The following is a 23,531-nucleotide window of genomic DNA, read 5'->3' as shown; positions in this document are numbered from 1 at the left end:
CAGGTCCGAGCCGTTAACGTAAAGCAAAGCCGTTTATAGAGGAAGGACTCGTGGAACACTCGCTCTTAGTTTGGTTGTTGCCTACCCTGGCCCTGGTGGTCGGTGTGGTCGCCGGTTTCCTGATCGCCCGCCTCGCGCCCAACGCCGCGCCTAGCAGCACACAGCGTCAGCTGGACGAAATTCAGGAACGTTTCGATAACTACCAGCACGAGGTGGTCACCCACTTCAACAGCACCGCCATCCTGGTCAAGAAGCTCACCCAAAGCTACCAGGAAGTTCAAGATCACCTCGCCGAGGGCGCCAACAACCTGGCCCTGGACGAACTGACCCGCCAGCGCCTGCTGGCCTCGCTGCACTCCGACGCACCGATCGGCCCTCGCGAGCGCCTGACCCCGCCACAAGGCGCCGAGCCACCGCTCGACTACGCGCCCAAAGCGCCGAACTCGCCGGGGATGCTGGATGAGCAGTATGGGTTGAAGCGTAAGTAACGCTTCACTCAAAACACGACGGAGCCTGCGGGCTCCGTTTTTTATGGCTGGTGCATATCACCCTTGCTCAGCTCGGCAAGTGCTGCTTCATAGCGCGCCACGAACCGAATCAGATCCGTTTTCAGCACCATCAACAACTCTCTGAGCTGAACCAGATCCAGCCGCCGCGAACCTCGTTCGACGTCACTCATGAACGACTGAGGACGGCCTAACGCTTCGGTGCATTGCGCCTGGGTCAGACCTGCCTCGACCCGGTACGCCTTAAGCAGCGCAACGTAGATCTCGTATTCCCGAGAGTAGATAGCTTTAGTCATGACCCGCCCCGGCGCTAGTGAAGGCGAGCACGCTATATCCACTTCTCAGATATCTGAAAGTCAGATACAGTTCAATTCTGCTCACTTCATCCACAGACGGACAGACCTAATGAAGAATAAAAAGACTCGACACCTGGCATTCAACACAGGCGGCGCCAAAGAACCCAATCTTTTCAGCGTCAACCCGGGGCTTGATGCGACGAATGCACTCCAGCAGGCGTCATCGCTCCTGCGTTGCGCATCGGCGATCAGCTATGAAATGACGGATGGCGAATTGAGCAACTCCAGGGAACTGGCCTGGGCTTCTATCCTCTTGACGGAGATGGCAGTCGCATTGGTGGACTCGTTACAGGAAATAGGGCCGCGCTGACCCCCATCTGCAAAATAAAGAATTACTCGATGGTCACAAATCGAACCGTCCGGCTTCCTGGATGACATCTGGACGGTCGCGCAGAAAATGCGCATCTAGGCGCGCCACAGTTCCGAATGATTCCCAGCTGGGCCTCACCGGGCGCAAGGTAATGGTATCGCCTTCACGAATGATTTCGAGCTCAGAGACGCCGTGATAGCTCATATCCGCAGGCAGTGAAATGGTCTGATTGGCGCCACTGTTCTCGATAACTACCGTTCGCATATCGATATCCTTTGGGTGATGAGGTACCGGAAATATACCGCCCATGAATCAACAACCGCCACGACAATGGCTTGGAAAGCAAAACCCCGCACTGTCACCAGCGCGGGGCTTCTCCCACTCAACTGACTAAACCAGTTACCCGAAGATAAACATATATCATCAGAGCTGCGACTGTAGCAACCAAGGCCAGCACATAATGCCCTAGCACTAAGATTTTCAATGATCTAGGCACTCTTGAAAACTCGTGAGCATCGATATCGCCTCTCCTGATAAAAAATTCAGGAAAACAACCCGAAGGCCCACTAGAGTCATTCGATGAGCTTGCACGGCCACCCATTTCCGCTGTGCATACGTGTTACAGGCAGAATCCAAGCTGCCGCACTCCCTCCACTTAGCCTCACAGGAAATCCCATCAATTTTCATATAGGGGTCAATTCCGATAGCAGCGTGTCCTTCTCATCAGTCTTGAAAAGCTCACTTTATGCGGTGCGCCATTCAACTTTCAAGCAAAGAGGGGCGCGATCGTGAGCGGAAGGGATAGCAGCAAAGCGCCATCAAGACCATACAGATTATCTTTGAAGTAACAGCATATTTCATTAGAAAAACCTTCGTCTTACGGAGATAGCTCTAGGCCGGTGCTTAGCGCACTCGATCATTACCGGCGCTGCAAGTAATCGCCACTGATATATTCGAAATTGCAGTACAGATGCAAGGATATCATTGACACATGATCTTTCAATTTTTTAGCACCAACCCGCGAAAGCTAAGCTTCCGTACGGTATTCAGATCATCTCTCTAAAGTCGCCGTGCTTATCGCGAGGAACAAGGCCTAAGGCAGGATGGGTCAGTTTTCGACCGGCATTGACTTTTATGTGTCAGGGGTAGACCCTTAGCTCGAATGGGATTCGCAGCTGAAATCAAATCGAAATTTTTCTGAAGACATTTAAAGATTATTGTTTATCTCTACCGCAGGAAAGAAACTCCTAGTGTATCGGGCCGTGGATGCTGCCGCAGGTTGATATGCTAGGCGGGTGGAGAGAACTCTTGTTCCGACCTGGAGATTAGTTCTGCTTCTATCCCAAGAGAGCATATCTCCACAATGAATTACGTTATTAACCATAAGTACTTGGTTTAAAAATTTAATCGATCGCTTTATAAGAGGCGCTGAATAAACGTGTAGCCCACCTACAAGCAAGTGGGCTATCCATAACTGTCAAATAATAAAACGGAGGAATCATGGCAAATCCTTACCGCAAACTCTTCACCACCCCAGGCGTCATGGGATTAGTGATTACGGGGTCCATTGCCCGTCTGCCACAGGCAATGATCGGCATCGGCATCATTACCATGCTCGTGCAGCAGACGGGCCTTTATTGGCTGGCCGGCTCGGTCGCCGGTACTTTTACCTTGGCGAATGCGCTTATCGGTCCGCAAGTATCGAAGCTGGTTGATCAGCGAGGCCAGCGTCGGGTTCTGCCCTTTGTGACGACTTTCAGCGTTGGCATGTTGCTCGCGCTGATCATTGCCGTCTACATTAGGGCTCCCGCTACACTGCTGTTTATTCTTGCGGCATTGGCGGGCACGATGCCGAGCATGCCCGCTATGATAAGAGCACGCTGGACGCAGCTTTTCCGTGGCAAGCCACAGTTACACACTGCCTTCTCTCTAGATACAGTTCTAACTGAACTCGCCTTTATCATCGGGCCGCCACTTGCCATTGGTTTGAGCGTCAGCTTTTTCGCCGAAGCCGGACCACTTGTAGCCGTCCTTTTTCTGGTTGTCGGCGTGACGGCTTTTCTTAGGCAGCGGCAGACAGAACCGAAGGTAGTCGTGGGCATTGGAAGGAGCGCAAGCTCGACCCTCCTTATCCCCGGCGTTCGTACCATCGTGCTGGCGCTCCTGGCGATTGGTGTGATTGGCGGATCAATCGACGTGGCGGTAGTTGCCTTCGCCAACGCACAAGACTGGCCGGCGTCTGCCAGTTTCATCCTGGCAGCCTATGCGCTCGGCTCGATGATCGCGGGCTTGACGTTCGGCGCTTTAAGGATTTCCTTGCCGATTGAAAAGCAGTTCTTTATAGGGGTCCTGATAACGGCAGTCACTGCCGTGTTGCCCATTTTGTCACCGGATGTCTACATCCTTTCCGGGATGCTGTTTGTGGCGGGTATGTCATTTGCGCCAACGATGGTCGTCGTCATGAATCTCGGTACGATCATTGTTCCACCGTCCAGAATCACCGAAGGACTCACGTGGATGACGACAGGAATCAGCATCGGCGTAGCGCTTGGGGGCGTATTGGCGGGCCTGGTCATCGACGTCTATGGCGCGCAGGCAGGGTTCGGTGTCGCGATTGTCGCGGGCCTGTCCATGGTGGTAATCGTGCTGTTGGGAATGCGTACACTTCGTGCCGCGTCTGCTATTCGTGCCGAGCCGAAAGTCCAGTGATCGGCACTCTGGACCTAGTCGGGGGCATCGATCTGCCGGCAATGGGCAAGCCCTCGCCTCCCCAAAGCAGCCTGAGATGTGGATGCCGTTCTTTTTCACTGAAACCCACCGCAGCGGACGCCCGTGAGTCGGTGAGCGCCTGAGGCTCAATGGCACCCTTTGAATGCTTTGCTCTGGTACCGCATGACGGGACATGCAACGCAAACCCAAGCCGGGCTTGGCCAGATTGTTTGATCGCCCGCAGAACCCGACAGCGCAACATCACCGAGCGCATTTTCGGGTGGCTGAAGGACAATCGCCGCATCGTCACTCGCTTCGACAAGCTCGCAACAAGTTTTGCGGCGATGATCTCATTGGACTGTGCCATGAGGTGTTCGCGACAATACTTTTCGCGTAGACCCTAGATAGCCCCACGCGAACGCAACAACTCCAGCACCTGCTTCACCCCATCCTCCACCGACGCACTCTGGGTATCCACCACCAGATCAGCATTCAGCGGCACATCGTACGGAAAGGACTCACCCGGGATGTTGTCGCCATCGGCCGCGTACAGACCCTGTGGATCACGCTGACGGCATACCAGCGGCGAAGCCTGCACATACACCGTGATCAAGCGCTCGGTGCCGATCAGGGTCTTCGCTTGCTCGCGACCTTCGGCCGACGGTGCAACGAAGGCCGCCAGCGTCAACAGACCCGCTTCGTTGAACTGGCGCGCCACATGAGCGGCACGACGCCAGTTCTCGGTGCGCCCGATGCGGTCCTGGGGCAGCCCCTTGTTGAGGTCGTGGCGCAGGTTCTGGCCATCCAGTACATAGACCGCACGGCCCATGTCGAACAGCTTGCGCTCGACCGCGTAGGCCAGGGTGCTCTTGCCGGCGCCCGAGAGGCCGGTGAACAGCACGGTGGCGGGCTGCTGGCCGAAGCGCTGGGCGCGCTCTTCGGTGGCGACGTGGGCGAGCTTGCCGTGATGGCCGCTACCCTGGCCGACCACGGGCGGCGCGATGATCATGCCGGCGCCGACGGTGCCGTTGGTCAAGCGGTCGATGACGATGAAGGCGCCTGTGGTGCGGTTGCTTTCATAGCCGTCCAGGGCGATGGCGGCGTCCAGCGCGACCTTGACCTTGCCGATCTCGTTGAGCTTGAGGGAGCTGGCAGCGCCCTCTTCCAGGGTGTTGACGTCGACGCGGTGGACGATGCTGGCGATCGAGCCCGGCACATAGCTGGTGGCGCGCTTGATGTCGTACTTCTTGCCCGGCAGCATCGGCTCTTCGGCCATCCACACCAGCATGGCCTCGAACTGGTCGGTCACCGGTGGCACGTTATCGGCGTGCACCAGCAGGTCGCCGCGGGAGATGTCGATCTCGTCTTCCATGGTCAGGGTCACGGCCTGGCCTGGGCCGGCGTGCTCCAGCTCACCTTCGTAGGTAACGATGGATTTGACTCGGCTGCTCTTGCCCGACGGCAGCACCACGACTTCGTCGCCCTTGTGCACGATGCCACTGGCCAGGGTGCCGGCGAAACCGCGGAAGTTCAGGTTCGGGCGGTTGACGTACTGCACCGGGAAGCGCAGGTCGGTCATGTTGCGATCGGTCGAGACGTCAACGGTCTCGAGGATTTCCATCAGCGTCTGACCGGTGTACCACGGCGACTGCTCGCTGTGATTCACCACGTTGTCGCCCTTGAGGGCCGACATCGGCACGAAGGCCAGGGTGGTCGGATTGAGATTGATGGCCTCGGCGAACTTCAGGTAGTCGGCCTTGATCGACTCGAACACGCCTTCGTCGAAGCCCTTGAGGTCCATCTTGTTGATGGCGACGACGATGTGCTTGATGCCCAGCAACGAGGCGATATAGCTGTGGCGGCGGGTCTGGGTCTGCACGCCATAGCGGGCGTCGACCAGGATGATCGCCAGGTCACAGGTGGAGGCACCGGTGGCCATGTTGCGGGTGTACTGCTCGTGGCCCGGGGTGTCGGCAATGATGAACTTGCGCTTGGCCGTGGAGAAGTAGCGGTAGGCGACATCGATGGTGATGCCCTGCTCGCGCTCGGCCTGCAGGCCGTCCACCAGCAGCGCCAGGTCGATGTCATCGCCCGTGGTGCCGGATTTTTTCGAGTCGCGGGTGATGGCTTCCAGATGATCTTCGTAGATCATCTTGGAGTCGTGCAGCAGGCGCCCGATCAGGGTGCTCTTGCCGTCGTCGACGTTGCCGCAGGTCAGGAAACGCAACAGTTCCTTGCGCTCGTGCTGGGCCAGGTAGGCGAGGATGTCCTCGCTGATCAATTCTGATTGGTGCGACATGGTCTGACCCTACTTAGAAATAGCCTTGACGTTTCTTGTCTTCCATCGAGCCTGCGCCATCGTGGTCGATGACCCGGCCCTGGCGCTCGGAAGTTCGCGTCAGGAGCATTTCCTGAATGATGTCCGTGAGGGTTTCGGCCTCGGACTCCACTGCGCCCGTCAACGGGTAGCAGCCAAGCGTACGGAAACGCACTTTCTTTTTGACGATACGGGCTTTTTCTTCCTTGCTGAGGTGCTCGAGGATGCGCTCGTCGTCGATCATGATCAGGGTGCCGTTCTTCTCGATGACTTCACGCTCGGCAGCGAAGTACAGCGGCACGATCGGGATGCCTTCGAGGTAGATGTACTGCCAGATGTCCAGCTCGGTCCAGTTCGACAACGGGAACACACGAATGGATTCGCCCTTGTTGACCTTGCCGTTGTAGACGTTCCACAGCTCGGGGCGCTGGTTTTTCGGGTCCCAGCGATGCTTGCTGTCGCGGAACGAATAAACCCGCTCCTTGGCGCGGGACTTCTCTTCGTCGCGGCGCGCGCCACCGAAGGCGGCATCGAAGCCGTACTTGTCCAGCGCCTGCTTGAGGCCCTGGGTCTTCATGATGTCGGTGTGCTTGGCGCTGCCGTGGGTGAACGGATTGATGTCCTGGGCGACGCCGTCAGGATTGATGTGCACCAACAGGTCCAGACCCATTTCTTCGACCATGCGGTCGCGAAACTGGTACATCTCCTTGAATTTCCAACGGGTATCGACATGCATCACCGGGAACGGCAGCTTGCCCGGAAAGAACGCCTTGCGCGCCAGGTGCAGCATGACGGCGGAGTCCTTGCCGATCGAATACAGCATCACCGGGTTATCGAATTCGGCGGCCACTTCACGAATGATGTGGATACTTTCCGCCTCCAACTGTTTCAGGTGCGTCAGTTTGTCGACCATGGTTACTCACGGGATACATTCTTTATGGACGGCCCACGGGCCGTGTTCGAGCCGCGCACTTTAACATGGGGGCCGTTTCTATGAAAAAAGCCGACTAGACGCAAAGGTTATAAGGATATACCCGAGAGTTTGGCCACTCCCTGTAGCGGGGGGGCTTGCCCCCGAAAATTGCAGAGCCCTGACGATGGAGCTGAACGAATTGTTTTCGGGGGCAAGCCCCCTCGCTACAGTGAAAGGGATCAGATCGGATTGGGGATATCGATAAAGACATGCTCCAGCGCAAAGCGCCGCGCCAGGTAATCCCCCAGCGCCTGCACGCCGTACCGCTCGGTGGCGTGATGACCGGCGGCGATGAAGCTCACGTCGTTCTCTCGGGCGCTGTGAAAAGTCTGCTCCGAGGCCTCGCCGCTGATGAACAGATCGACCCCGGCGGCGATGGCCTGATCGATGTAGCCCTGGCCGCCGCCGGTGCACCAACCGACCCGGCGGATCATGCCACTGCCCGCGATCAGCAATGGCTCGCGGCCCATCACCTCTTGCACCTTGCGGGCAAAATCACGGGCGCTCATGGGCTCGTCGAGGGAGCCCAGCAGCCCGACGATGCGCGGATTGCTCGGATCCAGCGGGCCCTCGACGGTGATATCGAGCTGGCGGGCCAACTGCACGTTGTTGCCGACTTCCGGGTGCACGTCCAGCGGCAGGTGATAGGCCAGCAGGCTCATGTCGTTTTGCAGCAAGGTCTTCAGACGCCGCTGCTTCATCCCGGTCACGCAAGGGTTTTCACCCTTCCAGAAATACCCATGATGCACCAGCACCACGTCGGCGCCTGCTTCGGCGGCGGCCTCCAGCAGCGCCTGGCTGGCAGTCACGCCGCTGGCAATGCGCAGCACCTGGGCGCGGCCCTCGACCTGCAGGCCGTTGGGGCAGTAATCCTGGATTTTGGCGCTGGCGAGATAGCGATCCGCTTCCTCCACCAGGGTCGTCAAGGCAATAGCCATAAAAGTCTCCATAAAGGCCGTTCAGAGCCGCTAAAGGCCTCGTATAATGGCGGCCATTATGGGGCGTCCCAAGCCATGTGGAAACGCCCGACCGCCATCTCCCGGGAATCGTTAAATGTTCAAGGCGCTACGTTTTGTTGGTTGGCCATTATTGACCGGTATCTTGATTGCCTTGCTGATCATCCAGCGCTTCCCCGAATGGGTCGGCTTGCCGAGCCAGGACATCAATCTGCAACAGGCACCGCAATCGGCCACCGTGGTTCAAGGCCCGGTGTCCTATGCCAGCGCCGTCACCCTCGCCGCGCCCGCCGTGGCGAATCTGTACACCACCAAGGTGGTCAACAAGACCAACCATCCGCTGTTCGAAGACCCGCAGTTCCGGCGCTTCTTCGGTGACAACCTGCCCAAGCAGCGGCGCTGGGAATCGAGCCTCGGCTCGGGCGTGATCATGAGCCCCGAAGGCTACCTGCTGACCAACAACCATGTAACCGCTGGCGCCGACCAGATCGTGGTGGCGCTCAAGGACGGGCGCGAGACCCTCGCCCGCGTCATCGGCAGCGACCCGGAAACCGATCTGGCGGTGCTCAAGATCGACCTCAAGAACCTGCCTTCGATCACCATCGGCAGCTCCGACAACATCCATATCGGCGACGTCGCGCTCGCCATCGGCAACCCCTTCGGCGTCGGCCAGACGGTGACCATGGGCATCATCAGCGCCACGGGCCGCAACCAGTTGGGCCTCAACACCTATGAAGACTTCATCCAGACCGACGCGGCCATCAACCCCGGCAACTCCGGTGGTGCGCTGGTGGATGCCAACGGCAACCTGACCGGCATCAACACGGCGATCTTCTCCAAGTCCGGTGGTTCCCAGGGCATCGGCTTCGCCATCCCCATCAAGCTGGCCGTCGATGTGATGAAGTCGATCATCGAGCACGGCCAGGTGATCCGCGGCTGGCTGGGCATCGAAGTGCAGCCGCTGACCGAAGACCTGGCCGCGTCCTACGGCCTGAAAGACAAACCCGGTATCGTCGTCGCGGGGATTTTCGCCGGTGGCCCGGCGCAGAAGGCCGGCCTGCAACTGGGTGACGTGATCCTCAGCATCAACGGCGAACCTGCCGGCGACGGGCGTCGCTCGATGAATCAGGTGGCACGCACCAAGCCCAACGACAAGATCGCCATTGAAGTCATGCGCAACGGCAAGCAGTTGAAACTGACCGCGGAAGTCGGCCTGCGGCCACCACCCGCCCCCACGGCGGTAGCGCCGGAAGAGAAGTAACCACTACACCTGTAGCGAGGGGGCTTGCCCCCGATTGCAGTGTCAGCCACGTCACCTGCGGCTGATACAACGCAATCGGGGGCAAGCCCCCTCGCTACAGGAAAAGCGCGTCGGGCCGCAGCCCGTTCCTGCAATCAGAGTGCGTCCAGCAACGCCTGATTCTGCTCCGGCGTACCGATGCTGATACGCAGGAACTGGGCGATGCGTTCTTGCTCGAAGTGGCGCACTATCACGCCTTTCTCACGCACTTTGGCGGCGATGCCCGCGGCGTCTTGCTGCGGATGGCGGGCGAAGATGAAGTTGGCCGCCGACGGCAGCACCTCGAACCCGCGCTTTTGCAGCTCGGCCACCAGACGTTCACGGCTGTCGATCACCGCTTTGCAGGTCTGCTGGAAATACGCCTTGTCATTGAACGCCGCAGCGGCGCCGGCGATGGCCATGCGGTCCAGCGGATAGGAGTTGAAGCTGTTCTTGACTCGCTCCAGCGCCTCGATCAGGTCCGGGTGGCCGACCGCCAGGCCGACCCGCAGGCCCGCCAGCGAACGGGACTTGGACAGCGTCTGGGTCACCAGCAGGTTCGGATAGCGGTCCACCAGGCTGATGGCGGTTTCGCCACCGAAGTCGATGTAGGCTTCATCGACCACCACCACCGAATCCGGACTGGCGTTGAGCAACTGCTCGACCGCGTCCAGCGCCAGCACGCAGCCGGTTGGCGCGTTGGGATTGGGGAAAATGATCCCGCCGTTGGGGCGCGCGTAATCGGCGACACGAATCTGGAACTGCTCGTCCAGCGGCACCAATACGTGCTCGATGCCATACAGGCCGCAGTACACCGGGTAGAAGCTGTAGCTGATGTCCGGGAACAACAGCGGTAGATCCTGCTGGAACAGGCCATGGAAGATGTGCGCTAGCACTTCATCCGAACCGTTGCCGACGAAAACCTGGCCAGTCTGCACGCCGTAGTAATCGGCGACCGCCTGTTTGAGCAGATCGCCGTTAGGGTCGGGATACAGCCGCAGGTCGTCGTTCAGCTCTGCGCGCATGGCCTCCAGCGCCTTGGGCGAAGGGCCATAGGGGTTCTCGTTGGTATTGAGCTTGACCAGTTTGGTGAGCTTGGGCTGCTCGCCCGGCACGTAGGGCACCAGGCTCTTGACGAAAGGACTCCAGAACTTGCTCATGCTTATTTACCTTCCAGAATGCGGTATTCGGCGCTGCGGGCGTGGGCGCTGAGGGACTCGCCGCGGGCCAGCACCGAAGCGGTCTTGCCCAGCTCGGACGCACCGGCTTCGGAGCAGAAGATGATCGACGAGCGTTTCTGGAAGTCATACACCCCCAGCGGCGAGGAAAACCGTGCGGTGCCGGAAGTCGGCAACACGTGGTTGGGGCCTGCGCAGTAGTCGCCCAGCGCCTCGGAGGTGTGGCGCCCCATGAAGATCGCGCCGGCGTGGCGGATCTGGGGCAACCAGGCCTCGGGGTCGGCGACCGAGAGTTCGAGGTGTTCCGGGGCGATGCGGTTGGCCACTTCGATGGCCTGCTGCATGTCCCGTACCTGAATCAGCGCGCCGCGGCCGTTGATGGAAGTTTTGATGATCTCTGCGCGGTCCATGGTCGGCAACAGTTTTTCGATGCTGGCCGCGACCTTGTCGAGGAACTCGGCATCCGGGCTGACCAGAATCGCCTGGGCATCTTCGTCGTGCTCGGCCTGGGAGAACAGGTCCATGGCGATCCAGTCCGGATCGGTGCCGCCGTCGCAGACCACGAGGATCTCGGACGGGCCAGCGATCATGTCGATGCCCACTTGCCCGAACACGTGGCGCTTGGCAGTCGCCACATAGATGTTGCCCGGCCCGACCACCTTGTCGACCTGGGGTACGCTTTCGGTGCCGTAGGCCAGCGCGGCGACGGCCTGGGCGCCACCAATGGTGAACACCCGGTCGACCCCGGCGATGCAGGCGGCGGCCAACACCAGCTCGTTGATTTCGCCACGGGGCGTGGGCACCACCATGACCACTTCACTGACACCGGCAACTTTGGCCGGAATGGCGTTCATCAGCACCGACGACGGATAGGAGGCCTTGCCACCGGGCACATACAGGCCAGCGCGATCCAGCGGCGTAACCTTCTGGCCCAGCACCGTGCCGTCGGCTTCGGTGTAGCTCCAGGAGTCCTGCTTCTGCTTCTCGTGGTAGCTGCGCACGCGGGCCGCGGCTTTCTCCAACGCCTCGCGCTGAGGCGCGGTGATCCGGGTCAGGGCCAGTTCGAGACGCTCGCGAGGCAGGATCAGGTCGGCCATCGAGGCCACATCCAGGCCGTCGAAACGCTTGGTGAACTCCACCAGCGCTTCGTCACCGCGCTCGCGCACGGCCTTGATGATGTCCAGCACGCGCTGGTTGACCGACTCGTCAGACACGCTTTCCCAGCTCAACAGATGATCCAGATGGTGTGCGAAGTCCGGGTCAAGCGCGTTGAGTCGGCGGATTGCGGTAGGAGCAGTCATGGTCATGACAGGGGCCTCAATAATTGGCGGGGCACAAATGGCGAATCTCAGGCGTCGCTAGACTACCAAGCCATCCGCGTGGGCACCTGAGATTTTGGCTATGACGCGGATAGATGGGCACGCGCAGCACGGCGTGCGAGTGATTCAGCCGCGGTGTCGCGACTCTACCGCAGTGCGCAGGGTATCGATCAAGGCCTGGATGCGGGCGTGCTGCATCTTCATGGAAGCCTTGTTGACCACCAGCCGGGAGCTGATGTCGGCGATCATTTCCTGGGGTTCCAGGCCATTGGCACGCAGGGTGTTGCCGGTATCGACGACGTCGATGATCTTGTCGGCCAGACCGACCAGAGGTGCCAGTTCCATCGAGCCATAGAGCTTGATGATGTCGACCTGACGGCCCTGTTCGGCGTAGTAACGCTTGGCGACATTGACGAATTTGGTAGCGACGCGCAGGCGGCCTTTGGGTTCGGGAACCCCGACGGCACCGGCGGTCATCAGTTTGCAACGGGCGATCTGCAGGTCCAGCGGCTCATACAGGCCCTGGCCGCCGTACTCCATGAGCACATCCTTGCCCGCCACGCCGAGGTCGGCGGCGCCGTGCTCGACATAGGTCGGAACGTCCGTGGCGCGCACGATCAGCAGGCGTACGTCGTCCTGCGTGGTCGGGATGATCAGTTTGCGGCTTTTGTCCGGATTCTCGGTCGGCACGATACCGGCTGCAGCCAGCAGCGGCAGGGTGTCGTCGAGGATGCGGCCCTTGGACAGCGCGATGGTCAACATGGAAAACATCGATCCTTATCAATAATTCAGCAATAACCCATGGGGCGCTTCCCTGCGCCCGGAAGCACTAGCCCGGTACGCGGCGAATCTTGGCGCCGAGCATCTGCAGTTTTTCTTCGATGCACTCGTAACCACGGTCGATGTGGTAGATGCGATCGATCAGGGTATCGCCTTCGGCGACCAGCGCGGCGATGACCAGGCTGGCGGAAGCACGCAGGTCGGTGGCCATGACTGGCGCGCCCTTGAGCTTCGCCGTGCCGGTGACGACGGCGGTGTTACCTTCGACCAGAATGTGCGCGCCCATGCGGACCATTTCATAGACGTGCATGAAACGGTTTTCGAACACCGTCTCAATGACTGCGCCAGTGCCTTCGGCGATGGCGTTGAGCGAGACGAATTGCGCCTGCATGTCGGTCGGGAACGCCGGGTACGGAGCGGTCCGCAGGTTGACGGCCTTGGGCCGCTTGCCGTGCATGTTCAGCTCGATCCAGTCTTCGCCGGTGGTGATCTCGGCGCCGGCTTCACGCAGCTTGTCGAGCACCGCTTCGAGGATGGTCGGATCGGTGTCCTTGAGCTTGACGCGGCCACCGGTGGCGGCAGCGGCGACCAGGTAGGTACCGGTCTCGATGCGGTCCGGCATCACTTTGTAGTGAGCCGCACCCAGGCGTTTGACGCCGTCGATGGTGATGGTGTCGGTGCCAGCGCCCTTGACGTCACCGCCCATGGCGTTGATGAAGTTGGCCAGGTCGACGACTTCCGGCTCGCGCGCAGCGTTCTGCAGCACGGTACGGCCGTTGGCCAGGGAAGCGGCCATCATGATGTTCTCGGTACCGGTCACACTGACGGTATCGAAGAAGAAGTTGGCGCCGCGCAGGCCACCTTCCGGTGCCTTGGCCTTGATGTAGCCGGCTTCGACCTCGATGACCGCGCCCATGGCTTCAAGGCCACGAATGTGCAGGTCGACCGGACGCGAACCAATGGCGCAACCGCCAGGCAAGGCCACTTCGGCCTCACCAAAACGCGCGACCATCGGGCCCAGCACCAGGATCGACGCGCGCATGGTTTTCACCAGCTCGTAAGGGGCGATCAGAGTCTTGATGGTGCGCGGATCGATTTCCACGGCCATCTTTTCGTCGATGATCGGTTCGATACCCATGCGGCCGAACAGCTCGATCATCGTGGTGATGTCGTGCAGGTGCGGCAGGTTGGCGACCGTGACCGGCGCATCGGCCAGCAAGGTGGCTGCCAGAATCGGCAGAGCGGAGTTCTTCGCCCCGGAAATGCGGATTTCCCCATCGAGAGGAATGCCGCCAGTAATAATCAGTTTGTCCATTAGAATCTCGACCCCAAAGGGCTCAGGTGCGCTCAGCCCAGGCTGCGCGGCTGAAGAATTTCATCGTTACCGCATGGATACTGCCGTCGGCGATCCAAGGGTTCAAATGAGCATAGATCTGCTGCTGACGGGCGACCGGTCTGAGGGCGGCGATTTCGTCACTGATCACATTCAACTGGAAGTTGCAGCCTTCGCCTTCGACTTCCACCTGGACTTGCGGCAGCTTTCCTTCAAGGAAGCTCTTAACTTCTACGGCCTGCATGCTCAACCTCAATCGGCGCCCTGTGCGCGCGGGTCGGCCATCATACAAAAAAAGCCCCGCGCCTGCGAACCCGGATACGAGGACTCTGACGGAGGGCGTTGACGCTGATGGCGTTTTCAGTCACGGACCAGCAGTGTGCCGATCCCGGATACTTCGGCAATCTGTGCCATGTCGTTGGGCAAGGCACGTACTACCAGGGTCTGGCCGCTCGCCCTGGCGTCACGGGTGAAGCCCAGCAGCAAGGATACGCCGACGCTGTTGGCCTTCTCTACCGCCGCGCAGTCGACGATCAATGGATCGGCACTGCTGCTGGCGATCAGCTTGCGGCCCTGCTCACGCAGGGCCGGCCCGGAGCGATAGTCCAGCACACCGGCGAGCGCGAGCACACCGGAGTCCAGCAGGCTGACACTGGCCGTCATTGGGCTGGCGCCGGAGCAGCGCTGTCGGTAGTGGCCTTGGCCTTGGCGACCTGACCCGCCCAACCATCGATGGTCTTGTCCAGGTCATTGTTGTTCTGCTGCATGGCATCAGCGAACTGATCGCGGAACAGCTTGCCGACGTTGATGCCGTTGAGGATCACGTTGCGCACTTTCCACTCGCCGTTGATTTTCTCGAGGGTATAGGACACAGGGTAGACCGCGCCGTTATTGCCCTTGACGGTCATGTCGACGCTGGTGCGGTCGCCGCTTTCATCCTTGGCCGGCGCCACGGTGATGCCTTGGTCGTTGTAGTCGAGCAGTGCATTGCCATAGAACTGGAACAGGCCACGCTTGAAGTTCTCCTGGAAGCGCGCCATCTGCTCAGGTGTCGCTTTGCGCGAGTACTTGACCGTCATGACGCTCTTGGAGATACCTTCGGCGTCCACGACCGGCCCGACGATGCGGTTGAGCGCATCATAGAAGGCCTGCGGGTTGGCCTTGTACTGAGCACGGTTGGTGGCCAGGTCGCCCAGCAGGTCGTGCGTGGTGTTTTGCACCAGATCATGAGCCGATACGGCGGGTGCGGCGTTGGCGAACATCGGTAGAGCCGCCAGCAGGACCAGCAGACTGCGTCGCAAGATCGAAATCATTGAACAACTCCTTATTTGGCGTCTTTGGCGTCTTTGCCCACACTGTTGAGCAGGAACTTGCCAATCAGGTCCTCCAGCACCAGCGAGGACTGGGTATCGTGAATCGTGCCGCCGTTGGCGAGCAGCTTGTCGTCGCCACCCACGCTGATGCCGACGTACTTCTCGCCCAGCAAGCCCGCGGTCAGGATCGATGCAGTCGAGTCGATCGGCAGATTGTCGACCTTCTTGTCTATCTGCATGGTCACCCGGCCAGTGAAGTTATCGCGATCCAGATCGATCGCGGTGACCTTGCCGATGGTGACACCGGCCATGCTCACCTTGGCTCTGACCGTCAAACCGGCGATATTGTCGAAATAAGCATAAAGTTTATAAGTGTCGGCGGACGGCGTGGCTGCAAGACCGCTGACGCGCAAGGCCAACAAGAGCAGAGCCAGGATCCCGGCCAGTAAAAACAGGCCGACACCGACTTCCAGGGTGCGGTTTTGCATCAGAAATCTCCAAACATCAAAGCGGTCAGAATGAAATCCAGGCCGAGCACGGCCAACGAGGCGTAGACAACGGTCTTGGTCGTGGCACGGCTGATCCCCTCGGAAGTGGGCTCGCAGTCATACCCCTGGAACACGGCGATCCAGGTCACTACAAAGGCGAAAACAACGCTTTTGATCACGCCGTTGAGAACATCGGTGTTGAAGGTCACGCTGTTTTGCATGTTGGCCCAGAACGAGCCGGAATATACACCCAGCCAGTCGATCGCGACCCACGAGCCGCCCCAGATGCCGACCACGCTGAAGATCAGCGCCAGCACCGGCAACGAAACGAAACCGGCCCAGAGACGCGGCGCGGCGATGTGCTTGAGCGGATCGACGCCGATCATCTCGAGGCTGGAGAGCTGTTCGGTCGACTTCATGTTGCCGATCTCGGCGGTCAACGCCGACCCGGCACGACCGGCGAACAACAGCGCGGTGACCACCGGCCCCAGTTCGCGCAGCAGGGTCAGGGCAACCATCTGCCCGGTGGCCTGCTCGGACCCATACTTGGTCAGGATGCTGAAGCCCTGCAGCGCCAGCACCATGCCGATGAACATCCCGGACACCACGACGATGGCCAGGGACATCACCCCGACTGAATACAGTTGCTTGACCAGCAGCTGAAAACCGCCGCCACTGGTACTGCGGCCGAACAAAGCATGAAACAGAAAAAGCGTGGAGCGGCCCAGAATGGCCACGGCCTCGATGGCGGAACGGCCAAACAGGGCCACGCGGTCGGTCAATGTCTTGCGACGCATCAGCGCTTCCCCAGGAAATCAGCGTCGAGAGCCGGCGCAGGAAAGTGGAAGGGCACAGGACCGTCGGGGTCCCCTTTCATGAATTGGCGAATGCGCGGGTTATCGGAGCCCATGAGTTCCGTCGGCGTCCCCTGCCCCAGCACCTGGCCGTCACCGACCACATAGATGTAGTCGGCGATACTGGCGGTCTCGGCCAGGTCGTGGGAAACGACCACGCTGGTAATGCCCAGCGCATCGTTGAGCAGGCGAATAAGCCGCACCAGCACGCCCATGGCGATCGGGTCCTGACCCACGAAAGGCTCGTCGTACATGAGGATCTGCGGATCCATGGCGATCGCCCGGGCCAGCGCCACGCGGCGCTTCATGCCACCGGAGAGCTCGTCGGGCATCAACTCGACGGCGCCGCGCAAGCCCACCGCCTGCAGTTTCATCAGGACGATGTCGCGGATCATCTCTTCGGGCAGCTCGGTGTGCACCCGCAACGGGAAGGCGACGTTCTCGAAGACGTCCAGATCGGTGAACAGCGCGCCGCTCTGGAACAGCACGCCCATGTGCTTGCGGGCGTCGAACAGATCGCTGCGCGACAGCTTGGGCAGGTTCTGGCCATTGACCCAGACCTCACCGGCAGAAGGCCGCAACTGCGCGCCCATCAACCGCAGGAGCGTGGTCTTGCCGCAACCGGACGGCCCCATGATGCCGGTCACCTTGCCCTTGGGAATACGAATATCGACGTTGTTGAAAATGCTGCGCGATCCTCGCTTGAAGGAAACGCCCTTCAATTCGACCGCGTAGGCGTTATCGGCACTCAATTGAAACTCCTTTCGATGCAGCCTCTTGCTCGTGCGTACGGACGCAAAAGTGCCCTACGAGGACCGAGATGGCCGAACAGGCGGCGAACTATATCACCGCAGACACAGACGTCCAAAGCTCGAAACAAAACAGTCTTTGTCCAAATGCATGAAAGTTATGAACACGCGTGAGGGTTTCACGTATTACCGCTATAATCGCCGCCTTTTCATCAGGCATTCCGATTTTCGACATGACCCAGGCCAACGAACTGATCCAATCCGCCCAGCGCACCATCCGTTACGAGATCGAAGCGGTAGAGGGCCTGCTGGCCCATATCGACGCCGATTTCGTACGCGCTTGCGAGATGATCCTCGGCAGCAAAGGACGGGTCGTGGTGCTGGGCATGGGCAAGTCCGGACATGTCGGCAAAAAGATCGCAGCCACCCTGGCCAGCACCGGCACCCCGGCGTTTTTCGTGCACCCGGCCGAAGCCAGCCACGGCGACATGGGCATGATCACCCGCGATGACATCATTCTGGCCCTGTCGAACTCCGGCACCACCGCTGAAATCGTCACCCTGCTGCCCTTGATCAAGCGTCTGGGCATCCAGCTGATCAGCGTTACCGGCAACCCGGAGTCGACACTAGCCAAGACCGCCGAGGTCAACCTCGATGTACGCGTGGCTCAGGAAGCCTGCCCACTCAACCTGGCCCCGACCTCCTCTACCACTGCGGCGCTGGTGATGGGTGACGCCCTGTCCATAGCCCTCTTGGAGGCACGCGGCTTCACCGCCGAGGACTTCGCCTTTTCCCATCCCGGCGGCGCCTTGGGCCGACGCCTGCTATTAAAGGTCGAAAACGTCATGCATGCCGGCGCCGAACTGCCTCAGGTGCAGCGCGGCACTTCGCTGAAACTGGCGTTGATGGAGATGACCCGCAAGGGCTTGGGCATGACCGTGATCCAGGACAGCGACGGGCGCCTGGCGGGGATCTTCACCGACGGCGACCTGCGCCGCACGCTGGACCGCGAGATCGACCTGCGTACGGCGCTGATCGACGACGTCATGACCCCACACGGCAAGACCGCCCGGCCCGAGATGCTCGCCGCCGAAGCGCTGAAAATCATGGAAGATCACAAAATCGGCGCCCTGATCGTGATCGATGAAGACAATCGCCCGGTCGGCGCCCTCAACATGCACGACTTGCTGCGTGCCGGAGTCATTTGATGACCATGAATTTGCTAGAACGCGGCAAGCCCGTCAAACTGGCGGTTTTCGATGTCGATGGCATCCTTACCGATGGCCGCCTGTACTTCCTTGAAGACGGCAGCGAGATGAAAGCCTTCAACACCCTCGACGGCCAGGGCTTCAAGATGCTGATCGCCTCGGGTGTGACCATCGCTATCATTACCGGACGCAAGTCGCCCATGGTCGAACGTCGTGCCAAGGCGCTGGGCGTCGCCCACCTGGTACAGGGGCGCGAAGACAAACGCGTGGTGCTCGAGCAGTTGATGGCCGAGCTGGGCCTGAGCTACGAACAGGTCGCCTATCTGGGCGACGATCTGCCTGACCTTCCGGCGATTCGCCGGGTCGGATTGGGCATGACTGTACCCAACGCTGCACCTTTCGTCCGCGAGCACGCCCACGGGGTTACCCAGGCGCGCGGCGGTGAAGGCGCTGCCCGCGAGTTCTGCGAGCTGATCCTGCAGGCTCAGGGCAACCTCGACGCGGCTTACGCCGACTACCTGTAGAGTCAGATATGCCGAGCAAAAAGTTTCGCAACATTCTAATACTCTTCGTCCTGGCGGCCGTGCTGGTCGCCGTGGGCTACTGGAATATCAGCCCCGAGCGCCTGCTGGATCCGCCAGCCGCAGCACAGGCGGATCCGACGCAGATCGACTATTACGCGACCAACGTCCACACCGTGCAATTCAATCTGGAAGGCAAGCGCCAGTACGAGATGACCGGGGACAAGGTCGAACACATGCAGGTCAGCCAGATCAGCTACGTGACCACCCCAGACGTCAACATGTACCGCGGTACCGAATTCCCTTGGCATATCCAGAGCGTGCGCGCCGAGGTCAATCCGGACGGCACCCAAGTCGAGCTGATTGAAAACGTCAGGGTCGCTCGCACCGACGAAAAGAAACGCACCACCATCATCACCGGCCCACGCATGACTGTCTTCCCGCAGAAGCAATATGCGCAAACCGAGCAAAACGTTAGAATCGAAGCTGCCGGCAGTGTCACTACGGCGACAGGGATGAAGGCGTACTTGAACGACAGCAGGATGAACCTGCTGTCCAACGTAAGAGGACAGTATGAGGCTCGTTAAAACCCTCCCTTTTTTGCTCAGCCTGAGCGCAGCACTGGGAAGCGCGAGCGCCTTGGCTCTGCCGACAGACCGCGATCAGCCTATTCATATCCAGTCCGATGACGCGCAGATCGATGACAAGCAGGGCGTTGCGACCTACAAGGGCAACGTGATCATCACCCAGGGCACGCTGAAAATCACCGGCAACACGGTGACCATCACGCGCGCGCCCAACGGTGAAGTCGACGTCTTCACGGCTGTCGGCAACCTGGCCTATTACGAGCAGAAGCCGCAGGTCGACAAGCCTATCGTTCAGGCCTGGGGCGTGACCATTCAGTACTTTGCGCCGCAGAACCGCATCGTGCTGATCGACAAGGCCAAGGTCATCAATGACGGCAACACCTCCGAAGGCGAGAAGATCGTCTACGACACCGTCAAACAGGTGGTCAACGCCGGCCGTGGCAATGGCTCCAAGATCACTGCGCCGCGTCCTCGCATCGACATGGTGATCCAGCCGAAGAACAAGCCCGCCGACCAGAAGGCTCAGTAATGGCGACCCTCAAAGCACAACACCTGGCCAAGGCCTACAAGGGCCGGCAAGTCGTGCGCGACGTCAGCCTGTCCATCGACAGCGGGCAGATCGTCGGCCTGCTGGGCCCCAACGGCGCGGGCAAGACCACCTGCTTCTACATGATCGTCGGGCTGGTCCAGGCCGATCAGGGGCGCGTGCTGATCGACGATCTAGACGTCAGCCACCAGCCCATGCACGGTCGCGCCAAGTCCGGTATCGGTTATCTGCCTCAGGAAGCCTCGATCTTTCGCAAGCTTTCGGTCGCGGACAACATCATGGCCATCCTCGAGACCCGCAAGGAGCTCGACGGCGATGCCCGGCGCAAGGAACTCGAAAGCCTGCTGCAGGAATTCCACATCACCCATATCCGTGACAACCTCGGCATGAGCCTGTCCGGTGGCGAACGTCGCCGCGTGGAGATTGCCCGGGCCCTGGCCACGGCGCCGAAATTCATCCTGCTGGACGAACCCTTCGCGGGCGTGGACCCTATTTCGGTCGGCGACATCAAGCAGATCATCCACCACCTCAAGGCCAAGGGCATCGGAGTACTGATCACCGACCACAATGTGCGCGAGACACTGGACATCTGCGAGACCGCCTACATCGTCAATGATGGCCAGCTGATTGCCGAAGGCGACGCAGCCGCTATCATGGCCAATGAACTGGTCAAAGAGGTTTACCTCGGTCACGAGTTCCGCCTGTAGAAGCACCCGCAACCGGAGCGTTTTCCACTGCCCATGAAACCTTTTGGTTGAAATTGGATAAACGCTCTAGGCAAACACTCGGGTTTCAGGCATATAATTTGCTTACGACATAAAGCCGGGCGCCTCGGCGTCTTGTAGTGGATGGCGCTCTGCGCCGGCGAATAAGGTGTTAAGCCCCAGCCATGAAACCCTCGCTCGTCCTAAGAATGGGCCAGCAACTGACGATGACACCGCAGTTGCAACAGGCCATCCGCCTTCTCCAGCTCTCGACCCTGGACCTCCAGCAGGAAATCCAGGAAGCGCTGGAATCCAATCCTATGCTCGAACGCCAGGAGGAAGGTGACGACTTCGATAACAGCGATCCGCTGGCGGACAATATCGAACAGAAAACCACTCCGGATATCCAGGAGCCCACGTTCGAGAGCAGCGCTCCCACGGTCGACAACCTTGAAGAAGGGGAATGGGGCGAGCGTATACCCAACGAGCTGCCGGTCGATACCGCCTGGGAAGACATCTACCAGACCAGCGCCAGCAGCCTGCCCAGCAATGACGACGACGAGTGGGACTTCACCACTCGCACCTCGGCCGGCGAAAGCCTGCAGAGCCATTTGCTCTGGCAGCTGAACCTGGCGCCGATGTCGGACACCGATCGCCTGATCGCGGTAACCTTGATCGACTGCATCAACAACCAGGGTTATCTGGACGAGACGCTGCAGGAAGTCTGCGACTCCTTCGACCCCGAGCTTGACATCGAGCTTGACGAGGTCGAAGCCGTATTGCACCGCATCCAGCAATTCGAGCCGTCCGGGATCGGCGCGCGCACCCTCAGCGAATGCCTGCTGCTGCAACTGCGCCAGATGCCGCCGCGCACCCGCTGGCTGGCTGAAGCGCAGCGCCTGGTCACCGACTTCATCGACCTGCTCGGCAGCCGCGATTACAGCCAGCTGATGCGGCGCATGAAGATCAAGGAAGACGAACTGCGCCAGGTCATCGAACTGGTCCAGAGCCTCAACCCGCGCCCGGGCTCGCAGATCGAATCCTCCGAACCCGAATACGTGGTCCCTGATGTGATCGTGCGCAAGGACAACGAACGCTGGCTGGTGGAACTGAACCAAGAAAGCGTGCCGCGCCTGCGCGTCAATCCACAGTACGCAGGCTTCGTACGTCGTGCCGATACCAGCGCCGACAACACCTTCATGCGCAACCAGTTGCAGGAAGCCCGCTGGTTCATCAAGAGCCTGCAGAGCCGCAACGAGACCCTGATGAAGGTCGCCACGCAGATCGTCGAGCACCAGCGCGGCTTTCTCGATTACGGCGATGAGGCCATGAAGCCGCTGGTGCTGCATGACATCGCCGAGGCGGTCGGCATGCACGAATCGACGATTTCCCGGGTCACTACGCAGAAATACATGCATACGCCCCGCGGCATCTATGAATTGAAATACTTTTTTTCAAGCCATGTCAGCACCTCCGAAGGCGGTGAATGCTCGTCAACGGCGATCCGCGCGATCATCAAGAAACTGGTCGCGGCGGAAAATCAGAAAAAGCCATTGAGCGACAGCAAGATCGCTGGTTTACTGGAGGCACAAGGCATCCAGGTAGCACGTCGCACTGTCGCCAAGTATCGCGAATCTCTGGGGATCGCACCTTCCAGTGAACGCAAGCGGTTGATGTAGCGCCTGGATGCGCCACAGCGTTCCAGTGGCAGGCGTTCAGCCTGTCTCTTTATGCACTGGCAATAAGGAGAAGCGGTATGCAAGTCAACATCAGTGGACATCAACTGGATGTGACCGACCCCATGCGCAGCTACGTAAGCGAAAAACTCGCCAAACTGGAGCGGCATGTGGGCAAGATTACCAACGTGCAGGTGATCATGGAGGTCGAGAAGCTGAAACAGAAAATCGAAGCCACCCTGCACGTCGCTGGCGCCAAGGATATCGTTGCCAACGCCGAACATGACGACATGTACGCTGCCATCGACCTGCTGACCGACAAGCTCGACCGACAATTGCTCAAGCATAAGGAAAAACAGCTAAGCCAGCTTCAAGGTGCTGCCGCTCGCTGATACCCCAACCCATGATCCGACTTGAAAACATCCTGACCCCTGGCCGTTCCCTCGTGAACGTGCCGGGGAGCAGTAAAAAAAGCGCCATCGAAAAGATCGCCGATCTGATCGCCGAACAAGTACCCGCGCTGCCCAAGCAGGCCGTATATGAAGCGCTGCTTGCTCGTGAAAAGCTTGGTTCCACCGGTTTCGGCAACGGTATCGCCATTCCTCATTGCCGCATGAAGGGTTGCGACTCACCCATCAGCGCCCTGCTCCATCTGCAACACCCTATAGATTTCGACGCGATCGACGGTGCGCCGGTCGATCTGCTGTTCGTGCTGCTGGTGCCCGAGGCCGCCACCGATGCGCACCTCGAGTTGTTGCGCCAGATTGCCAGCATGCTTGATCGCAAGGAAGTTCGTGACAACCTACGCAGAGCCAGCAGCAGCGAGGCCCTGTACCAAGTCGTGTTGGACGCCCAGAACGGTCATTAA

27 protein-coding genes and 1 pseudogene are annotated in these 23,531 nt (G+C 59.9%); 13 read left to right on the top strand and 15 right to left on the bottom strand.

Annotated features, from left to right (window positions below):
- Positions 1-50: 50 nt before the first annotated feature.
- Positions 51-488, top strand: coding sequence for a Z-ring associated ZapG family protein (locus tag AC3WJP_RS24980; RefSeq protein WP_493722604.1), 438 nt, complete (start codon positions 51-53; stop codon positions 486-488).
- 41 nt (positions 489-529) lie between these two features.
- Here AC3WJP_RS24980 and AC3WJP_RS24975 read toward each other — a convergent pair whose 3' ends face one another.
- Positions 530-802, bottom strand: a complete 273-nt coding sequence (locus AC3WJP_RS24975) for a helix-turn-helix domain-containing protein (protein WP_493722603.1) — start codon at positions 800-802, stop codon at positions 530-532.
- 109 nt (positions 803-911) lie between these two features.
- Between AC3WJP_RS24975 and AC3WJP_RS24970 the strand changes: the two genes are divergently transcribed.
- Positions 912-1,172, top strand: a complete 261-nt coding sequence (locus tag AC3WJP_RS24970; protein WP_493722602.1) for a DUF6124 family protein — start codon at positions 912-914, stop codon at positions 1,170-1,172.
- Between the two features lie 33 nt (positions 1,173-1,205).
- Here AC3WJP_RS24970 and AC3WJP_RS24965 read toward each other — a convergent pair whose 3' ends face one another.
- Entirely contained in the window at positions 1,206-1,436 is a 231-nt protein-coding gene (locus AC3WJP_RS24965; RefSeq protein ID WP_493722601.1) for an AbrB/MazE/SpoVT family DNA-binding domain-containing protein, read from the bottom strand.
- Positions 1,437-2,672: 1,236 nt separating this feature from the next.
- Between AC3WJP_RS24965 and AC3WJP_RS24960 the strand changes: the two genes are divergently transcribed.
- Positions 2,673-3,881 (top strand): MFS transporter, encoded by a 1,209-nt coding sequence (locus AC3WJP_RS24960; RefSeq protein ID WP_493722600.1) that lies wholly within the window; start codon positions 2,673-2,675, stop codon positions 3,879-3,881.
- Positions 3,882-4,068: 187 nt separating this feature from the next.
- Positions 4,069-4,285: pseudogene (locus tag AC3WJP_RS24955) on the top strand (IS5/IS1182 family transposase); the annotation flags it as partial.
- On the opposite strand, the gene cysN reads toward AC3WJP_RS24955, so the two are convergent.
- The 3 genes from cysN to AC3WJP_RS24940 all read right to left on the bottom strand — a co-directional run bounded on the left by cysN (position 4,282) and on the right by AC3WJP_RS24940 (position 8,109).
- A complete protein-coding gene (cysN, locus tag AC3WJP_RS24950) occupies positions 4,282-6,180 on the bottom strand; it encodes a sulfate adenylyltransferase subunit CysN (protein WP_493722599.1) in 1,899 nt (632 codons plus the stop codon). The pseudogene AC3WJP_RS24955 and the gene cysN sit on opposite strands and share 4 nt — an antisense overlap.
- A 13-nt stretch (positions 6,181-6,193) precedes the next feature.
- Complete coding sequence (gene cysD, locus AC3WJP_RS24945) at positions 6,194-7,111, bottom strand: sulfate adenylyltransferase subunit CysD (protein ID WP_493722598.1); 918 nt, start codon at positions 7,109-7,111, stop codon at positions 6,194-6,196.
- Positions 7,112-7,350: 239 nt separating this feature from the next.
- Complete coding sequence (locus AC3WJP_RS24940) at positions 7,351-8,109, bottom strand: Nif3-like dinuclear metal center hexameric protein (protein ID WP_493722597.1); 759 nt, start codon at positions 8,107-8,109, stop codon at positions 7,351-7,353.
- Between the two features lie 115 nt (positions 8,110-8,224).
- Here AC3WJP_RS24940 and algW point away from each other — a divergent pair, with 115 nt between their 5' ends.
- Complete coding sequence (gene algW / locus AC3WJP_RS24935; protein ID WP_493722596.1) at positions 8,225-9,388, top strand: Do family serine endopeptidase AlgW; 1,164 nt, start codon at positions 8,225-8,227, stop codon at positions 9,386-9,388.
- Positions 9,389-9,522: 134 nt separating this feature from the next.
- On the opposite strand, the gene hisC is transcribed toward algW, so the two are convergent.
- From hisC to AC3WJP_RS24885, 10 genes are all read right to left on the bottom strand, one after another.
- A complete protein-coding gene (gene hisC, locus AC3WJP_RS24930; protein WP_493722595.1) occupies positions 9,523-10,566 on the bottom strand; it encodes a histidinol-phosphate transaminase in 1,044 nt (347 codons plus the stop codon).
- 2 nt (positions 10,567-10,568) lie between these two features.
- The gene (hisD, locus tag AC3WJP_RS24925; protein ID WP_493722634.1) at positions 10,569-11,885 is read right to left on the bottom strand and encodes a histidinol dehydrogenase; all 1,317 of its coding nucleotides are present in this window, start codon (positions 11,883-11,885) and stop codon (positions 10,569-10,571) included.
- 144 nt (positions 11,886-12,029) lie between these two features.
- Positions 12,030-12,665, bottom strand: coding sequence for an ATP phosphoribosyltransferase (gene hisG, locus AC3WJP_RS24920; protein WP_493722594.1), 636 nt, complete (start codon positions 12,663-12,665; stop codon positions 12,030-12,032).
- Positions 12,666-12,732: 67 nt separating this feature from the next.
- Positions 12,733-13,998 carry a UDP-N-acetylglucosamine 1-carboxyvinyltransferase gene (gene murA / locus AC3WJP_RS24915; RefSeq protein ID WP_493722593.1) on the bottom strand — a complete coding sequence of 422 codons (1,266 nt, stop codon included), beginning with the start codon at positions 13,996-13,998 and terminating at the stop codon, positions 12,733-12,735.
- 22 nt (positions 13,999-14,020) lie between these two features.
- Positions 14,021-14,260: a BolA family protein gene (locus AC3WJP_RS24910; protein ID WP_226502898.1), complete on the bottom strand. Its 240-nt coding sequence runs from the start codon at positions 14,258-14,260 to the stop codon at positions 14,021-14,023.
- A 116-nt stretch (positions 14,261-14,376) separates the two neighbouring features.
- Positions 14,377-14,679 carry an STAS domain-containing protein gene (locus AC3WJP_RS24905; protein WP_493722592.1) on the bottom strand — a complete coding sequence of 101 codons (303 nt, stop codon included), beginning with the start codon at positions 14,677-14,679 and terminating at the stop codon, positions 14,377-14,379.
- Positions 14,676-15,329 carry an MlaC/ttg2D family ABC transporter substrate-binding protein gene (locus tag AC3WJP_RS24900; RefSeq protein ID WP_493722591.1) on the bottom strand — a complete coding sequence of 218 codons (654 nt, stop codon included), beginning with the start codon at positions 15,327-15,329 and terminating at the stop codon, positions 14,676-14,678. Before AC3WJP_RS24900 ends, AC3WJP_RS24905 begins: the two co-directional genes overlap by 4 nt.
- An 11-nt stretch (positions 15,330-15,340) precedes the next feature.
- Positions 15,341-15,817 carry an outer membrane lipid asymmetry maintenance protein MlaD gene (gene mlaD / locus AC3WJP_RS24895; protein ID WP_226502895.1) on the bottom strand — a complete coding sequence of 159 codons (477 nt, stop codon included), beginning with the start codon at positions 15,815-15,817 and terminating at the stop codon, positions 15,341-15,343.
- The gene (gene mlaE, locus AC3WJP_RS24890; protein ID WP_493722590.1) at positions 15,817-16,614 is read right to left on the bottom strand and encodes a lipid asymmetry maintenance ABC transporter permease subunit MlaE; all 798 of its coding nucleotides are present in this window, start codon (positions 16,612-16,614) and stop codon (positions 15,817-15,819) included. Before mlaE ends, mlaD begins: the two co-directional genes overlap by 1 nt.
- Positions 16,614-17,423: an ATP-binding cassette domain-containing protein gene (locus AC3WJP_RS24885; RefSeq protein WP_493722589.1), complete on the bottom strand. Its 810-nt coding sequence runs from the start codon at positions 17,421-17,423 to the stop codon at positions 16,614-16,616. Before AC3WJP_RS24885 ends, mlaE begins: the two co-directional genes overlap by 1 nt.
- A 230-nt stretch (positions 17,424-17,653) precedes the next feature.
- Between AC3WJP_RS24885 and AC3WJP_RS24880 the strand changes: the two genes are divergently transcribed.
- The 8 genes from AC3WJP_RS24880 to ptsN all read left to right on the top strand — a co-directional run bounded on the left by AC3WJP_RS24880 (position 17,654) and on the right by ptsN (position 23,531).
- Positions 17,654-18,628, top strand: coding sequence for a KpsF/GutQ family sugar-phosphate isomerase (locus AC3WJP_RS24880; RefSeq protein ID WP_493722588.1), 975 nt, complete (start codon positions 17,654-17,656; stop codon positions 18,626-18,628).
- Positions 18,628-19,152 carry a KdsC family phosphatase gene (locus AC3WJP_RS24875; protein WP_493722587.1) on the top strand — a complete coding sequence of 175 codons (525 nt, stop codon included), beginning with the start codon at positions 18,628-18,630 and terminating at the stop codon, positions 19,150-19,152. The genes AC3WJP_RS24880 and AC3WJP_RS24875 overlap by 1 nt, the downstream gene beginning before the upstream one ends.
- A gap of 8 nt (positions 19,153-19,160) precedes the next feature.
- On the top strand, positions 19,161-19,736 hold the full coding sequence (lptC, locus tag AC3WJP_RS24870) for an LPS export ABC transporter periplasmic protein LptC (RefSeq protein ID WP_493722586.1): 576 nt from the start codon (positions 19,161-19,163) through the stop codon (positions 19,734-19,736).
- Entirely contained in the window at positions 19,723-20,265 is a 543-nt protein-coding gene (gene lptA, locus AC3WJP_RS24865; protein WP_493722585.1) for a lipopolysaccharide transport periplasmic protein LptA, read from the top strand. The genes lptC and lptA overlap by 14 nt, the downstream gene beginning before the upstream one ends.
- The gene (gene lptB / locus AC3WJP_RS24860) at positions 20,265-20,990 is read left to right on the top strand and encodes an LPS export ABC transporter ATP-binding protein (protein ID WP_493722584.1); all 726 of its coding nucleotides are present in this window, start codon (positions 20,265-20,267) and stop codon (positions 20,988-20,990) included. Before lptA ends, lptB begins: the two co-directional genes overlap by 1 nt.
- A 182-nt stretch (positions 20,991-21,172) precedes the next feature.
- Positions 21,173-22,666 carry an RNA polymerase factor sigma-54 gene (locus AC3WJP_RS24855; RefSeq protein WP_493722583.1) on the top strand — a complete coding sequence of 498 codons (1,494 nt, stop codon included), beginning with the start codon at positions 21,173-21,175 and terminating at the stop codon, positions 22,664-22,666.
- Positions 22,667-22,743: 77 nt separating this feature from the next.
- Entirely contained in the window at positions 22,744-23,055 is a 312-nt protein-coding gene (gene hpf / locus AC3WJP_RS24850) for a ribosome hibernation-promoting factor, HPF/YfiA family (protein ID WP_493722582.1), read from the top strand.
- Between the two features lie 11 nt (positions 23,056-23,066).
- The gene (gene ptsN / locus AC3WJP_RS24845; protein ID WP_493722581.1) at positions 23,067-23,531 is read left to right on the top strand and encodes a PTS IIA-like nitrogen regulatory protein PtsN; all 465 of its coding nucleotides are present in this window, start codon (positions 23,067-23,069) and stop codon (positions 23,529-23,531) included.

This window comes from Pseudomonas sp. GW821-FHT01A09 (assembly GCF_058986725.1).
This window is presented reverse-complemented; position numbering and strand designations above follow the sequence as displayed.